Annotated in this window: 14 protein-coding genes; 7 read left to right on the forward strand and 7 right to left on the reverse strand. The window is 50.8% G+C overall.

The annotated features are described in order from the left end of the window. Positions 1-32: 32 nt before the first annotated feature. Complete coding sequence (locus LCH85_10180) at positions 33-1,472, reverse strand: protein kinase (GenBank protein MCA0352351.1); 1,440 nt, start codon at positions 1,470-1,472, stop codon at positions 33-35. A 278-nt stretch (positions 1,473-1,750) separates the two neighbouring features. Continuing rightward, on the reverse strand, positions 1,751-2,458 hold the full coding sequence (locus LCH85_10185; protein MCA0352352.1) for a zinc metallopeptidase: 708 nt from the start codon (positions 2,456-2,458) through the stop codon (positions 1,751-1,753). Between the two features lie 145 nt (positions 2,459-2,603). Between LCH85_10185 and LCH85_10190 the strand changes: the two genes are divergently transcribed. Continuing rightward, positions 2,604-4,511, forward strand: coding sequence for an ABC transporter ATP-binding protein/permease (locus tag LCH85_10190; GenBank protein MCA0352353.1), 1,908 nt, complete (start codon positions 2,604-2,606; stop codon positions 4,509-4,511). A gap of 133 nt (positions 4,512-4,644) precedes the next feature. On the opposite strand, the gene LCH85_10195 is transcribed toward LCH85_10190, so the two are convergent. From LCH85_10195 to LCH85_10210, 4 genes are read right to left on the reverse strand one after another with little or no spacing between them, the layout of a single operon-like run. Further along, a complete protein-coding gene (locus LCH85_10195; GenBank protein ID MCA0352354.1) occupies positions 4,645-5,853 on the reverse strand; it encodes a glycosyltransferase in 1,209 nt (402 codons plus the stop codon). Next, complete coding sequence (locus tag LCH85_10200) at positions 5,846-7,012, reverse strand: glycosyltransferase (protein MCA0352355.1); 1,167 nt, start codon at positions 7,010-7,012, stop codon at positions 5,846-5,848. Before LCH85_10200 ends, LCH85_10195 begins: the two co-directional genes overlap by 8 nt. Continuing rightward, a complete protein-coding gene (locus LCH85_10205; GenBank protein ID MCA0352356.1) occupies positions 7,012-7,848 on the reverse strand; it encodes an alpha/beta hydrolase in 837 nt (278 codons plus the stop codon). The genes LCH85_10200 and LCH85_10205 overlap by 1 nt, the downstream gene beginning before the upstream one ends. 16 nt (positions 7,849-7,864) lie before the next feature. After that, positions 7,865-9,265 (reverse strand): HAMP domain-containing histidine kinase, encoded by a 1,401-nt coding sequence (locus tag LCH85_10210; GenBank protein MCA0352357.1) that lies wholly within the window; start codon positions 9,263-9,265, stop codon positions 7,865-7,867. Positions 9,266-9,366: 101 nt separating this feature from the next. Between LCH85_10210 and LCH85_10215 the strand changes: the two genes are divergently transcribed. The 4 genes from LCH85_10215 to LCH85_10230 all read left to right on the forward strand — a co-directional run bounded on the left by LCH85_10215 (position 9,367) and on the right by LCH85_10230 (position 13,695). Further along, complete coding sequence (locus tag LCH85_10215; protein MCA0352358.1) at positions 9,367-11,106, forward strand: VWA domain-containing protein; 1,740 nt, start codon at positions 9,367-9,369, stop codon at positions 11,104-11,106. A gap of 111 nt (positions 11,107-11,217) precedes the next feature. Beyond that, entirely contained in the window at positions 11,218-12,120 is a 903-nt protein-coding gene (locus tag LCH85_10220) for a LysR family transcriptional regulator (GenBank protein ID MCA0352359.1), read from the forward strand. Positions 12,121-12,204: 84 nt separating this feature from the next. Further along, on the forward strand, positions 12,205-12,792 hold the full coding sequence (locus tag LCH85_10225; protein MCA0352360.1) for a sigma-70 family RNA polymerase sigma factor: 588 nt from the start codon (positions 12,205-12,207) through the stop codon (positions 12,790-12,792). Between the two features lie 30 nt (positions 12,793-12,822). Further along, positions 12,823-13,695, forward strand: a complete 873-nt coding sequence (locus LCH85_10230; protein ID MCA0352361.1) for a hypothetical protein — start codon at positions 12,823-12,825, stop codon at positions 13,693-13,695. A 1-nt stretch (position 13,696) separates the two neighbouring features. Here the strand turns inward: LCH85_10230 and LCH85_10235 are convergent, their stop codons facing one another. Continuing rightward, on the reverse strand, positions 13,697-14,299 hold the full coding sequence (locus LCH85_10235) for an HD domain-containing protein (protein ID MCA0352362.1): 603 nt from the start codon (positions 14,297-14,299) through the stop codon (positions 13,697-13,699). A 242-nt stretch (positions 14,300-14,541) separates the two neighbouring features. Between LCH85_10235 and LCH85_10240 the strand changes: the two genes are divergently transcribed. Then, positions 14,542-15,363: an alpha/beta hydrolase gene (locus LCH85_10240; GenBank protein MCA0352363.1), complete on the forward strand. Its 822-nt coding sequence runs from the start codon at positions 14,542-14,544 to the stop codon at positions 15,361-15,363. A 12-nt stretch (positions 15,364-15,375) separates the two neighbouring features. Further along, complete coding sequence (locus tag LCH85_10245; GenBank protein MCA0352364.1) at positions 15,376-15,663, forward strand: metal-sensitive transcriptional regulator; 288 nt, start codon at positions 15,376-15,378, stop codon at positions 15,661-15,663. Positions 15,664-15,667 lie beyond the last annotated feature (4 nt).

The raw sequence follows: 15,667 nt of genomic DNA on the forward strand, positions 1-15,667 counted from the left end.
ACAACTAGCCCCTGATCCCTAAACTCTTGCAACTAATCGTCATCGTCATCGTTGCCTTTGCCTGGGCCAGGTGGCTTAGGCTTTTTGGCTTCTTTGACCGCAATCACCAAAGTAATTTGGCTATTTTCGGCGATTGGGCTACCAGCGGCTGGCTCTTGGCTCAAAATCCGATCTTTGGCTTGTTCGTTGGCTTCTTCGATAAAATTAATTTTTAGCCCCAATTGGCGTGCTTGCTGCTCGGCCTCGCCACGTTTTAGCCCAACAAAATTGGGCATGCTTGGGAAAGGTTGGCTGGCGATGGTTGGTTCGGGAGCTGGGGCGCTGGTGGTCTCGGCCACAATCGTTGACGTTGCTTCAGCTATTGGCACAAGCGTAGCACTTGGTTGAGCAACAGTCGTTGCATTGCCGCTAGCGCTTGGTTGTTGGGGATCGCCACTGAGTTTGGCAAAGGCGATAGCAATCAGCACTACAAAGGCCAAGGCTGCCAACGTTAGGCCAATTTGTTTTTTGGCGGCAGGTTTGGGGTTGGCAAGCAAGGCTTTGGTTGGCATTGGCTGAGGCTTGGCCTGCACCAAAGCCGCAGTTTTAGGAGGCACGCGCACCGCTGTGGTTTCCATATTGTGAATCGAAACAGTTGAGCGTTGGCGCACTGGCATGGCGATCGTGGCCGAATTTGCTCCCTGTTGAATGCTCTCGATCTCGCCAGCCAAGGCTTGGGCTGAGGCAAAACGCTGGCTTGGCTCGCGCTCAGTCGCACGCTTGATCAAATTCTCAATTGCGGTGGCGGTGCCAGGCAAGGCTTGACGCAAGGCGGGCACACCTTCATTCAAATGGCGTTGCACAATTGCCCACGCCGAATCGCCATCAAGCGGCACCCGCCCTGTCAATAGCTCATATAACATGATTCCCAAGGCATAAATATCGCTGGCCTCGGTGGTTGCACCACCCTCGGCCCGTTCAGGCGCGATATATTGAGGCGTGCCATAAACTTGATCAGCGTTGGTTGTACCGATAGCTTGCACAATCCCAAAATCGAGCAAAATGGCATGGCCATCGGCATTGATACGAATATTTTGCGGTTTTACATCGCAATGCACATAGCCTTGTTGATGAATCGCGGCCAAGGCTAGGGCAATTTCACGCGTCCATGTCAGGGATTGGGGCGCGGCAACGGGCAACAATTGATCAAGGCTTTGGCCCTCGATCAGCTCTTGCACAAAAAACGGCCCGCTGCTTGGATCGTAGCCAACATCGAAAATTCGTGCAATATGGGGATGGCTCAATTGGGCGGCGGTTTGAGCTTCGGTGCTAAATTGCTGGCTCAAGCTAGGATTATTGGCAAACTCAGGCCGTAAAAGCTTTAAGGCCACATCGCGCTTGAGCAACAAATCACGGGCACGATAAACCGTCGCCATGCCACCTTGGCCAAGCGTTGCTAAAATCTGATAGCGATTTACCAGCGTTTGATTCATTGCAGCATCCTTATGTTTGAGCCAATCTCGCGGGTATGATAGCAGAATTAAAAAAATTAAGAGGCGTAAGCTACGCCTCTCAACATCATTCGCTTGATTTACTTTTAGACGGTTTCTGGTTCGCCCAAGATTTTGTTGGTCAGGTATAAGGCCAAGCGGGTGGCCAAGGTTCCTAAGGCCAAGCTCAACAAACCATAGACAATGCGGCGTTTCAAATCATCATCCATTAATTATTCCTCCTAAATCAACAAGCGTTGCTACGCCCTAGTATAGCATTTTTAGTCGCGGCGACCGCCAAAAACCCGAAATGCAAAGTAGGCAAAGGTCAAAATTGATTGCGCCGCAGCCGCAACATAAGTCCAAGCAGCAGCATTCAACACTTTGGAAACCGCCGCTTGATCTTGCGGGCTAACCAAGCCATTGGCGATCAGCATTTTTTTGGCGCGGCTTGAAGCGTTGAATTCAACAGGCAGTGTTACCAAGGTAAAGAGCACTGCGCCAGCAAACAGCACTAAGCCAATCAAGGCCATGGTAAAGCCAATGCCGCCACTACGTGAAGCAGCACCAAACATCAAGCCCAACATCACCAGCCACGTACCAATATTGCTACCAATGTTAGCAATGCCAACGATTGAGCTGCGCAAGCGCAACATGGCATAGCCTTCGCGGTCTTGCAGTGCGTGGCCCAATTCGTGGGCAACAACTGCCATCGCCGCGACCGAAGGGTTAACCGACGATTGCGAAATATTGATCGACTTATCGGCAGGATTGTAGAAATCGGTTAGCTGGCCAGCAACTTGATTGACCCGCACATAGTTTAGGCCTTCAGCGTTCATCAAACGTTGAGCCACCGCAAAGCCATTCATGTTGTGCATATTGGCCACATTGGCATATTTGCTAAATGTCGATTTGACATACCACTGTGCCCAGAAAGCAAACAACATACCAGGGATGGCAAAAACGAAATACAAAGGGTCGAAGATCATCGGTATCCTCCAAGGGGATGCTTGTTCAATGTTCCTGTCCGCATGGACAGAAAATTCTAACCTTAAGTATAGCAAGCTCTGGGCCTAGGCGTGTTAGCATGACATTAATACGCACACCCAAAAATAGAACATCGAAGGAGTTTGCATGAATGGTGGAGGCTGGCGAGGGTTTGTTCGCGCCAATGAGGACGAACAACCCACCATCAGCCGCATGTTGTTGCAGCGCGTATGGGGTTATGCCAGACCCTATCGCGGCGGCATCATTGTGGTCTTAATTACAATTTTCATCGGAACCTTGTTGGATCGGATTACGCCGTTGTTGGTACGCCATTTGATCGATGTGGCGATTCCAGAACGTAATTTGGGGCGCTTAAATCTAGTTGCTGTTGGCTTAGTCGCAATTCCCTTGATCGGCGGTTTGCTGGATATTTTGCAGCGTCGCCATTCATCGTTAGTTGGCGAAGGAATTATTTTTGATTTGCGGCGGGCATTGTATAGCCATATGCAGCGCATGAGCTTGCGTTTTTTCACCAGCACCAAATCAGGCGAGTTGGTTTCGCGGCTTAATAACGATGTGGTTGGTTCGCAACGGGCGGTTACTGGCACGCTGATCACGTTAATCACCAATGTCATTACCGTTAGCATCACGCTGTTTATTATGTTGACGATCGAATGGCGTTTAACCTTATTGGCCTTGTTGGTATTGCCATTGTTTATGCTGCCAGCCCGCCGTGTTGGGCGCATTGTGCGCAACTTGACCCGCTCGCAAATGCAGGCCAACGGCGAAATGAATGCCTTGATGGGCGAGACCTTGAATGTTAGCGGTGCATTGTTGGTCAAGATTTTTGGGCGGCGCAACGATGAAGTCGCCAAATTTAGCCAACATGCTGGCGAAGTGCGCGACCTCGGCATTCGCACCGCCTTGGTCATGCGCTCGTTTTTTGTGATGGTTGGCTTGGTCAGCGCAGTTGGCGTGACCTCAGTTTATTGGTTTGGCGGCTATCTCGCAATCACCTCGGATAATTTTAGCACTGGCGATATTATTGCTTTGGCCTTGTATTTGCCTGGTTTGTATGGCGCAATTTCCACGTTGGTCAATACGCGGGTCGAATTAGCTTCATCATTGGTTTCATTCGAGCGCGTATTTGAAATTCTCGATTTGCCGTTAGAAATTGTTGATGCCAAACAACCCCAAATGCTGCAAACTATTCGCGGCGAAGTGCAATTTGAGCATGTTTGGTTTCGCTATCAGGCCGATGAGATCAATAGTCTCAGTTCGCGCGATGGTCAAGAAACCACTGTTATCAGCCCAATTACTACCCGTGAATGGGCGTTGAGCGATATTGATTTTATCGCTAAACCAGGCCAATTGGTGGCTTTGGTCGGGCCATCCGGTGCGGGCAAAACGAGCCTAACCTATTTGTTGCCACGTTTGTACGACCCTAGTCGGGGCCGCGTGTTGATTGATGGAATTGATGTTCGCGAGTTGGAGCTTGATAGTCTTGGCCAAGCGATTGGCATGGTCACCCAGGAAACATTTCTCTTTCACGAGAGCTTGCGGGCTAATTTGCGCTATGCTAAACCCGATGCCACTGATGTGGAATTAGAGGCCGCTTGTCGCGCTGCCAATATCCACGATTTGATTGCCAGCCTGCCCAATGGCTATGATACTGTGGTTGGCGAACGTGGTTATCGCTTCTCGGGTGGCGAAAAACAACGGATTGCAATCGCCCGTGTGATTCTCAAAAACCCACGAATTTTGGTGCTTGACGAGGCGACCTCGGCGCTCGATTCACGCTCAGAAGCATTAATTCAGGCTGCGCTACAACCATTGCTCAAAGATCGCACCAGTATTGTGATTGCCCACCGGCTTTCAACAATTCTGGCGGCTGACTTGATTTTGGTGGTCGATCAAGGGCGGGTGCTCGAACGTGGCACGCATAGCGAGTTGCTAGCCCAGGATGGTTTGTACGCCCAGCTCTATCAAACCCAATTTAAGGAGCGGGAACAGCTTAGGGATCAGTTGTTGGGGGTCGGGGATCGGGAAATTTAAACTGTAGGAACTAGAAATCTGATGTTAGGAAGGGAAATAAGCATAATCATTCGTGGCTAAAATTCAGCCTTCGTGGGCTTCGTGTTCTTAGTGGATCAATACCTTAACGCAGAGGCGCAGAGAGCCTTTCTACCTAGCTCCTGCCCTCTGATTCCTCGTTTCTCCGTTGCACAAAGCGAAACGCGCCGCCTTTTTCCACATCCATCACATGGCCGCGCCAAACAATGCGCTGCGGCGCAAGCAAGGCTTGAATCAATTGCAGCGGAATGAGCAATTCTAAAAATGGCACGAACAGCCAATAGCGCCGTGGCGTGGCCTGCTCTAGGTAGGCTTGATCAATTTGAATAAAACTGATCAGGCCAAGCAGGGTGTAGCTTGCTGCAAACCAGCGTTGACGTTGGCTGGGGCGCAAGACGGTCACAATCGCCAAAACCAATGGAAACAGCGTGGGCACAATCGCCAAACAAAACAGCAAGCTGCGTTCGCGCAAATTCAAATGGCGCAACAGCGATTCACGCGGGAAGATAAACCAGCGTTGGATTAGGCTGCGATAGCGTTGGGCATTGGTTACGGTGGTACGAATTGCATGGCGCATGCTGGTTTGCTGTAAGCGCAGGCCTGCCTGTTGCACCCGCTGCGCCACCGCAAAATCGTCGGCCAAAATATGTTCTAGGCCAGTAAAGCCATGCAATTGCTCCAAAACTTCGCGACGCATGGCATAAAACATCCCATTGATCGTAAATGGCTCGCTCACTTGGCTATAAGGCACGTAGGTCAGCAAACTATTGCTATTAACAAACAATGCCACCAAACTCGACCAAGTATTATCGAACGAGCGATAGTAGGGCAAACCGAAGGCCAAGCCCACGCCCGCTTGATCAAGCCATGGCAAGCATTGTTCCAAGCCATAAGCTGGCAGGCTGGTATCGTCGTCGAGCACACAAATAATTTGGCCTTGGGCTTGTTGCAATCCCGCAATCAGCTTGAAGGTTTTGGGATTAACCCGCTCGGCTGGGGCTGGCAAGCTGATAATCCGAATCGTTTGCTCGGTATATTCAGCTTGCAATCCATAGCAAAGGTCTTGGGCAAACTGATCATCATCATCAATTAACCATAGCCATTCGCGCTTATAGCTGCTTGGAGCATTCAAATTGGCGCGTAAACATGTGGCCAAATGCGGGTCGCCACTCAAAATTGGCTGGAGCAAACTCACCAAAGTTGTTGCTGGCGCGTGTTGCATAGCCGGGGTAGGCTTGCCAAAAAAGCGCCAAACCTGCCACCATTTCCAGCAGCGTTGGCCAAGCATCAAACCACACAACACCATCCACGCTCGTTTAATCATGATCTTGCTCCTTGCCCAACCACTGAGCCGAGGCCGAACGCCGCAACCGAATCCGCTCACCACGCCAAACAATCGTATCATCGCCCAGCAACCCCCACAGCATCAGCAAGGGATCAAGCAACGCACCAATGATACTCAGTGGCCAAGCCCACCATGGCGCTTTGGTTTGGCAATAGCGCCGAATTTGCCAACCCTGCAAGCTCAATTGCGCCAATAAACATGCCACCAGCCAAGGCCATAGTTTTGGCTGGCGCATGCGTGCCAAGGCTAAAATTGTGGGAATCGGCTGGGCAAGGCTGGTCAAACTGGTCACAAATTGGTCGTGCTGGCTTAGATGAGGCAACATCAGAACACGAGGAATCGTAAACCAACGCTGCATTTGCTGAAGATAGGCTGGTAAATTTACAAAATAATTATCGACCTGATAGATTAATGGCGTTTGCAGATTGCGCAGACCATGGGCCTGCACCCGCCGCGCTAACTCATGATCATCATCAATTCGCCCTTGCATGCCACTAAACCCGCCAATTTGTTCAAAAATATGGCGTTGCAAAGCAAATTGATGCCCAGTAATTGTGTATGGCTCGGTCAAAGCTGCCAAGCCGATATAGCTGGGCAAGGCGTTAGCGTTAACAAAATTGCTCATCAACGCCGACGGTAAATTGCGCCAATTCACATAGCAAGCCAAACCAAACATTGCCCCAACCTGCGGCTGGAACAAATAGGGTAGGCCTTGGCTCAAGCCATCAACGGGCAAGCTGACATCATCATCAATAAACCACAGCACCTCAGAGTTGGCTTGGGCTAGCGCAGCTTGCAATTTAACCAACTTCGAAGCGCGTTGGCCCCAATCTGGCGCAACTTGGATAATGGTAATGCGCTGCTCAGAATGTTTTTTCTGTAAAGCAGAACACACTGCTAATGTTTGACTATCAGCTTGATCGACAATCCAATAATGTTGAAGTTGGCCTGCATAGCGCAAATCGAGACGCTGTTGCAAGGTTTTGGCTAAATCAAACACCCCGTGGGTTAATGGCTGAATCAGATCAATACTTGGCCAATGCTTGGGTGCTGGCGGTTTGGGTTTAGCAAAAAACCGTCGAATCACCAGCCAACGCCAACAGCGATCAAGCAGATAGCACCAAGCCAACCAACGCATCAGGCAACCTCAATCCAAGCCAAAGCCCAATCAATATACTGATCAATTTGCGCTAACGAGGCACAATGTTGGGCGTGAACCATGAGTTGGTAGCTGGCAGCTGGATAATATTGGCGCAACAACTGTTGATCGCGCTGCCCAAACAAACTATCGTTTTCAGCCACAATTATTGCCAACTTGCCATGCCAGCGGGCCGCACCCAAATGCCAATCAAGCTCACGCCACCAGCCCAACAAGCTCAGATAATCGTGGCGCTGCAAATGGTGAATATTGTGGTGCAAGCGCTCGGCCCAAAATGGCCGCAAGCTAGCAGCCATCGGCTGCAAAAATTGCTGTGTACCATGCCAAAACAAGCGCCGCACTAAGCCCAACGGCAAGATCGCGACCAACGGTTGGAGCAGGGTCAGCCAAATCCAACGGGTTCGGCGCGGCACACCTGTATCGGAAAGCAGCAAACCCAAGGCCAACTGCGGGCGATAATGCAAAACCGCTTGGGCGATCAAGCCGCTATACGAGCCAGCTACAATCCAAGCCGCCTTAACTTGCAAATGCTCAAATAGGGCTTGTAGATTTTTGGCCAAATCAGCGAGCTTACGAATCGTGTTAGGATAGGTCAGGCTAATCACCCGAAAGCGTTGATGGCAACGGGCCAGCCAACGAAAGGCCAAATCGGCGCGAGCCAAACCACCAGGCAAAATCAATAGGGCAGGCAAATCGCCGCCAGTATCACAAAACTCCCATTCGTGGCCGTTGATGGTTACGTGCTGAAGTGGATAACGCTCAAGCATAGCCTGATAGCAACCTTGGCAATCGTCAGCAGTTATGAGATGTTGCATCAAAACGGCTCCAGCATTACCCATCAATTGGCAATCTTAATTGAATATGGGCACCTTGCTCACTGGGAATCAGCAGAGCTTCGCCACCATGAGCACGCAAAATCGTGCGGACAATGGCTAAGCCTAAGCCTGAGCCACCTTCAGCGCCACGCACTCCCCGCTCCCAAATCGCCTCGCACAAAGCCGTCGGAATTCCTTCGCCAGTATCTTGCACATCAATCACCACCTGATCAGCGGTCAAACTGACGCGCATGCTAATTTGGCCGCCAGGTGGGGTGGCCCGCAAAGCATTATCAAACAAATTTAATAAAGCCTGCTTCAAGCGATCACGATCGGCCTCGACTGCAATTGGGCGCGGCGGAACTTGGGCCAATAATTCAACCCCGCTCCGCTGCGCCCGCCCACTCAAATTCTGCACCAACTCGTGGATCATCGCACCAAGATCAAGGGTTTGTTTGGGGCCAAGGGTTAGGCTTGGTTGGGCATCGCTGCGCAAAAGCTCATCGGCTAAACGGGCCAAACGGGCAATTTCGGCCTGCATTGCGCGAATCGATTGAGCTTGTTCATCGGCGTTCTCGGAATCCTCGATATTTTCCAAGTAGCCGCCCAAGGCCATCATTGGCGTGCGCAATTCATGCGAAACATCACGGTAAAAGCGCCGCTGAGCCTCAGATTGCTGCTCGATCCGCGATAAACGCTCGGCCAATTGGTCGGTCATGGTGTTGATTGAACGTGCTAATTGCACAAATTCAGCGGGGCCGCGTTCAAGTGCCCGCTCAGTCAAATCGCCATTGGCCACTTGCTCAGCCGTTTCACGCAATTGGCCAATCATCCGAGCCAACCAACGAGCCACCAACGAAGAGCCTAAAAAGGCCGCCGCAAAAGCCAAACCAATCGAAATAAACACAAAACGAATCAACACCCGCAACAAGCGATCTTCATCTTCGACGCTTTGCGAAACCTCGATTACCCCCACAACTTTTTGCTGCCAACGCACTTGGCCCGCCACATAGCGCCGACCACGAGTTTCGGCCACAAACACCGTTGGAATGCTGGTCACAAATTGACTGGCGGCAGCACGGCTGGGAAAAGCCGAGTTTGAGCCATTGGCTCCAAAAATCTGGCCAGCACTACCAAATACCCGAATCGCACCATCACCACTCCCAACTGGCCGACTCAACAAAATATTACTGGCTGATTGCAAATCGCCATCGCTGGCAATCAATTGCTCAGCAAAGGCCACATACAATTCAAGCTGATTATTTAATTCTAAGCTGCGGCGATCGGCTTCGCTGATACGGACACCCAGCAGAATAATCAATGCAATTAATGCCAATGGCAAGACACTGACCGCCACCATCGTGATTGTGAGGCGGACGGCCAAGGCTACAATTTTTGGGCGTTTAAATTTCTTCATAAGCGTATTATCGCATAGCTAGGGGCTTGCATAGCATGATATAATCGCCTTTGAGAAAAAATCTCCCCTGATACGAAATAAATGTAGAAAGTGTAGAGGCAATGTCTACGTTAACCTACCCATCGCTGCCCTCGCCATTTGAAATGATTGGCCCTTGTGGCAAGCAATCAACCCATCGTCGTTTTTTTATGGCCAAAAAATCGGGTATTCCGCACCTTGTTTGGTGGGAAAGCCGCATTCCTGATGCCTTGCGCAAACAACAAATGGTTGTTCAAATTGCCGACCAAGCGGGCAGTGAAGTAGCGATTTTAGATGTGCAGTCGTTGACGCTCCAACAACTATTGGATACAGCCGGAAGTTTGCCAGCGCAGGTTGCGGCCCAATATGCCTTGGGCTTAATTGAAACTGCTGAATTTAATCATCGCCAACGCACCGCGCTTACTGCCAGCAATCAGTATGGGCCAAGCCTGCTTGACCTTGGTTCGCAAGGCACAATCGTGCCAAAAATTGATCCCAGTGCTGGACAAAAAGCTGGGCCGATTCCAGCCCAACTCTTGCCAATCAACGAACAGCCCAGCCCTCAATGCGATATCTACTACATCGGAGCATTGATCGCCTGGATGCTTAGTGGTCAATTTGCTCCAGCAGGTAACCCTTTGGCAATGCTACCAGCGATTGATGGCACATTACGCAGCATTTTGCAACGAGCTACAGCCGCTAATCCCAGCCAACGCCCAAGCGCCCAAGACCTTGGTCAGCAAATCCAAGATTGGTTGTCGGGCAAAGTTACCCCAGTTGCCAAAAAGAAACCTTCCCACTTGAAGTGGCTGGCGGGCGCAATCGCAACTGCAGCAATTATGTGGGGGGTAATCTATGTTTTGTCGCGCCGCGATACCGTACCAAATACCACGTTTGGAACAGCCGAAGCAAACGGCGAAACTACCGATTTTAACCAAGGCAATACGGGCGACGGTTTGGTACAGCTAGAAGATATCGATGGGGTGGAAATTAATCGGATTGATGATACTCGCTTCCCCGAAATCGATATGTACTTGAGCATCATGCGCCCAACTGGCGTGGTAACTGATGTGCCGCGCCAAAATGTGAATGTCTTTCAAAATAATAACCCGATCGAAGGTTTTTCGTGGGTCAATCTCTCGCGGGTCAAAGATCCGCTCAATATTATGTTGGTGATGGATACTAGCGGGAGCATGGGGCCAAGCAAAGAGGGATTAACCGATGGCGGCCTCGATGCAGCTAAAATTGCAGCCCTCGATTTCCTCGATCATCTGCCCTCAAATGCCAATGTTGGCTTGATTCACTTTGGCACATTGGTGACGGTTGACCATTCACTGACCGAGGATCTTGAAGCAGTGCGCCAAAGTATCACCGAGCTTAAACCCGAAGGTCAAACCGCAATCTACGATGCACTGGCAATTAGCTATACCCAATTGCGCCGTGCCAAAGGCCAAACCTTCATCGTCTTGATTTCCGATGGCGCTGATACTGCCAGCAAGGGCGATAATTACGACAGCATCGTAACCAAAGCCAATAAAGCCAAAATTCCAACCTACATCATCGGCCTCACCAGCCCTGAATTTGATGGTAAATTGTTGGAAGATTTGCAGCGCGATACCAAAGCCATGATCTACCAAACCCCTTCAAAAGAGCAACTTAGCAGCTTTTATGGTGAAGTCGCCGAAGAGGTTTCTGGCCAATATCGTGCCAGCTTCAACATTCCTGATACCTATAAAACTGGCGATGAAATTATGCTCAAGGTCGAGGTCAATGCTGGTGATGGCCGCTTAGTCACCAAAGAACGCAAGTACATTCATCCTTAATCCTTAATCACCAACCAAGTATCTATCGCAGCATCGCTAAGGTGCTGCGATTTTTGATCGGCTTAAACTTATGCTACAGTGCAGGCCACAATCAACACAGCGAGAACACGTATGTTGGATTTACAAAAATTACGGATGTTTGTGGCAGCGGCTCAAAGTCGCAATTTTACCCGTGCTGCCGAGCAACTTGACCTAACTCAACCGACCGTGAGCCAGCAAATTCAAACCCTTGAGCGCGAATTAGGTGTTAGTTTATTCGAGCGGCTAAGCCGTGGAATTGAGCTAACAGCGGCTGGGCGGGCACTCTTGCCGCATGCCGAGCAAATGATCGCCCTCGAACGGATTGCTGAGCAAGCGGTGCGGGCCGCCGCTGGTCAAAGCGAACGTACCTTGCTCTTAGGCGTTGGCAATACCTTGGCAACCTATGCCCTGCCCGATTTGCTGCAACGCTTCAACTGGGAACACCCTGCGTTTGTGGTGCATATTGGCACTGGCAACACTGAACAATTGCTGGCTCAAGTCATTTCGGGCGAGTTTGAATTGGCCATGGTTGGCTCGCCAATTGTGCATACTCAATTGATTATTATGCCGTTTTTGACGACTGAATTGGTCGTGATTGTCAGCCCTGATGACCCATGGGCACGCTTAAAACAAATTAACATCGAGGCCTTGCACGGGCGACGCATGCTCTTGCGCGAGGAAGGCTCAGCCTTGCAAGCCAGCGTCAGCGAATTGCTCAATGCCCAGCAAATTCGCCCCAAACAGCCAATTGTGCTAGGCAATTTAGAGGCGATCAAGCGGTCGGTTGAGGTTGGCTTGGGCATCGCCTTAGTGCCAGCCATGGCCGTGCGGCGCGAAGTGGCGGCTGGGCGTTTGCGCCAAATTCATTTAGCCAATGTACCAACCCGCCGCGTTTATAACGTCGTGCATCATCGTGACCGCCATATTACCAATGCCGCTCAACTATTTCTTGACCTTTTGCGCAAACCCTTGGGTCCTGATACTAACGAATGAGCGGTTGATATGCTATGATATGGGCTATTGCTTCCGACCACCTTTTGGAGCAGAACCCGTTATGGGCGTGGGGGAATGGCCTGCATGACCGATGCAGAACGACAATGGGTTAGCGCCGCCAAAGATGGCGACGTTGAAGCCTTCAATCAATTAGTGCGGATGTACGAAGGGCGAGTCTATGGCTTGGCGTATCGTATGCTTGGCGATAGCGATAGCGCCGCCGATGTAGCCCAAGATACCTTTATCTCAGCATTTAAGGCGATCAAGCGTTTTCGCGAAGGCTCGTTTGCCGCTTGGCTGCTGCGCATCGCCACTAATGCTTGCTACGATGTGTTGCGAGCACAAAAACGCCGCCGTACCACCTCGATGGATCAATTGCTCGCTGGCGATGATGATAGTCCAGGCGAGCAATTCGAGGACCAATCGTTGCCGCTCGATCAGCATATGATCAATCGCGAGTTGCAGGCAGCGATTCAAGCAGGCTTAGCAACCTTGCCTGAAGATCAACGCGCAGTCTTAATTATGTGTGATATTCAAGGCTTTGCCTACGAAGAAATCGCGGCGGCTACTGATACCCAACTGGGGACGGTCAAATCGCGGCTCAGTCGCGCACGGGCAAAGTTACGCGATTATCTTAAAAGTCGGGAACTTTTGCCAACTGCCGAACGTTAAGCTTGATATGACTACACAAGTGGGTATGCAATGACACCAATATCTGAACAACAACAAGAACTTCTTTCGGCAGCCCTTGATGGTCAGCTTAGCGCCGCCGAGCAAGCTCAACTGGATCAACAGCTTGAGCACGACCATGGTTTAGCTGCGGAATTTGCCGAGTTGCGCTCGATGCAGGCGTTGTTGCAAGAACTCCCGCCTGTTCGTCCACCCCGCAGTTTCACCCTCGATCCAGCAATCCATGCACCCAAACGCAGCTTCTGGCTCGGCGGTTGGATGCGTTGGGTCGGTGTGGTTGGGGCATTCGCCTTAATGCTCACGGTTGGCTTGCAACTGACGAATCAATCTGAACAATCAATGACCATGGCTCCAGTTGCTGAGATGGCTAACCCTGAAACTGCCAATGGGGTTTCAGATCGCATGGCAACTCAAAATAGTAACACGAGTGCTGACGCCCCACCGATGGGTAGTGGCCCAGCCGATCCAGGCCAACCAACTACGGCTACCACCGAAGATACAGCACTGATGCAGCAACCAACTGAGCCGATGGTTGGTGGTGCAGCTCCAGCGATGATTGAGGGTTATCCAACACCCATGGCCTATAGCTCGCTCCCAATCAGCGATACTGCTGATATGGCCCGCATGAGCGCCGAGCAAGCCACCGCTTTGGCTGGTAGTCCCTTGAATAGCCCGCTGATTGATCAAAATGGTACGTCATCGCCCGATACGCTCGATTTGGAGCAACCAGTGCTCAAGGAGCAAACACCAACCGCTCAGCCTGTGCCAATCGCGATTGCTGAGCCTGAACCATCATTATTGCTCTGGTTTAGCATCGCCTTAGTGCTGGGCATTGGCTTGGCCGCAGGCTTGGTCTATTGGATCAAATACTTCAAACAGCCCTAAATCACCACGGCTGCCCTTGCGCTTCGGCTTGGGCAGCCGTAATAAATTGGCGCAACACTGCAATTCTCGCTTGCGCCAGTTGTTGCGAATTGGACAAACGCAGCTGGCTCGGCAAATGCTCCAGATTATGTTCTAAGGTCGCCAAAGCTTGCTCAAAGGTTTGATATCGAGTATCGCGCCCAACTTTGCTGACAATTCGTAAGATTGCTACCGCCCCTAGTTGCTCCAATATATCAGCATCGCGCAATAAAGTTGCTTCAATACTTGTTGGCGTTTGCTGTGGGCTATGTTGGGCAATCGCTGTCAACACTGCCTCAATTTTTTCTGGCGGAAACTGCCATTGCTGCAATAAGGCGGGCACTTTTTCCAAGGCATAAGCCACATTATCCCAAACCGCCAATGCCTCAGGCTCAGCCGGACGATGGCCGATAAATACACCCAAATCGTGCAACCAAGCCGCAGCATACACCACATCATCATCATAGCTCAGGCCTTGGCCGATGGTCGAAATTAATTGATACAAACGCGGCTGATGGCTATACTTATCGATTGGCAAAGCCTGTTCACGAATATAGTGCCGAATCTGAGCACGAAAATCTGACATACAACTCACCTTTGGAGCAACACCACAGGCTGCCATTTTACCCGACAAACCCAACCTACAATTGACCCAGAAGTCCCCCTTGTAGATCCTACTTTTGAGAATTGACATAAACGTGCTATCACGGGTACACTACAGCGACCACTCAACCATGAACCAATTGTTGCTGGCAATACCGCGTTGCCGAGCTTTAGGCGGTATGGTATAGTTTGGTTGACAGCAGTCTGCAACGTGAGAGCATCACCATGAGCGTAATCGTCATTGATGACCAAGTTGTGCATTACGAGACCTTTGGGCGTGGTCGTCCAGTCCTATTTCTCCACGGCTGGCTCGGTTCGTGGCGATACTGGATGCCGACGATGGAATTCGTCTCCAAAGATTTCCGCACATATTCGTTCGATTTTTGGGGTTTTGGTGATTCAGATAAAACGAGTACTGCCAAGAGCATTAGCATTACCAATTTCTCTGATCAAGTGATTCGATTTCTCGATGCAATGGGCATCGATAAAGTTCCACTGGTTGGCCACTCTATGGGCGGCATGGTCGCGCTCAAAACTGCAATCCGCCACCCCAATCGGATTAGCCGAGTTGCGGCGATTGGTGCTCCGATCGTTGGTACATCGCTTTCAGGCTTGCTCAAACTCACCGATAATCAGTATGTTTCGCGAGCAATGGCGCGAGTGCCAGTTGTCACCAAGTTTTTGTTTCGCTGGTTCTTAGGCAATGTCAACGATACGGCCTATGGCGAAATTCTCGACGATAGCGTTAAGCCCACCGAAGAGAGTTTGCGCCGCGCAGTTGGCTCGATGATGCGCACCGATTTGCGGCCTGAACTTGAGCAATTGACGATTCCAACCCTGATTATTCATGGTGCTCGCGACGATATTGTTAATCCCAATCAGGCCGATATTTTCTTGCAGCGCGATATGGCCAATACCCAGGTGTTTGTAATGCCTGAAAGTCGCCACTTTCCGTTCCTCGACGAGCCAGCCCAGTTTAACAAGGTGCTTCACGCCTTCTTAAAACGGCCAGTCAACGAGGCCCGCGCTGCGGCAGAAGCGGCATAGTAGGTCAAGTTCATGATCGATGAACAAACTGAAGCCTTAGTTCGGCGACTCAAAAGCATCGAAGGTCACGTCCGTGGCGTTCAACGCATGCTCGAAGAGGATGCCTATTGTATCGATGTGCTGCGCCAAACCTTGGCCATTCGACGTGCCCTCGAAAAAGTCGATGCCCTGGTGCTCGAACGCCATCTCTCAACCTGCGTGACCAATGCCATTCGCTCACCCAACGAGGGCGAACGCGAACAGGCCATCACCGAAATTCTCGAAATTTTTGCGGCTACCCGCAGCGTTAGCGAGAAATAAAGCG

This window comes from Chloroflexota bacterium, assembly GCA_020161265.1.
Taxonomy (GTDB): Bacteria; Chloroflexota; Chloroflexia; order Chloroflexales; family Herpetosiphonaceae; genus Herpetosiphon.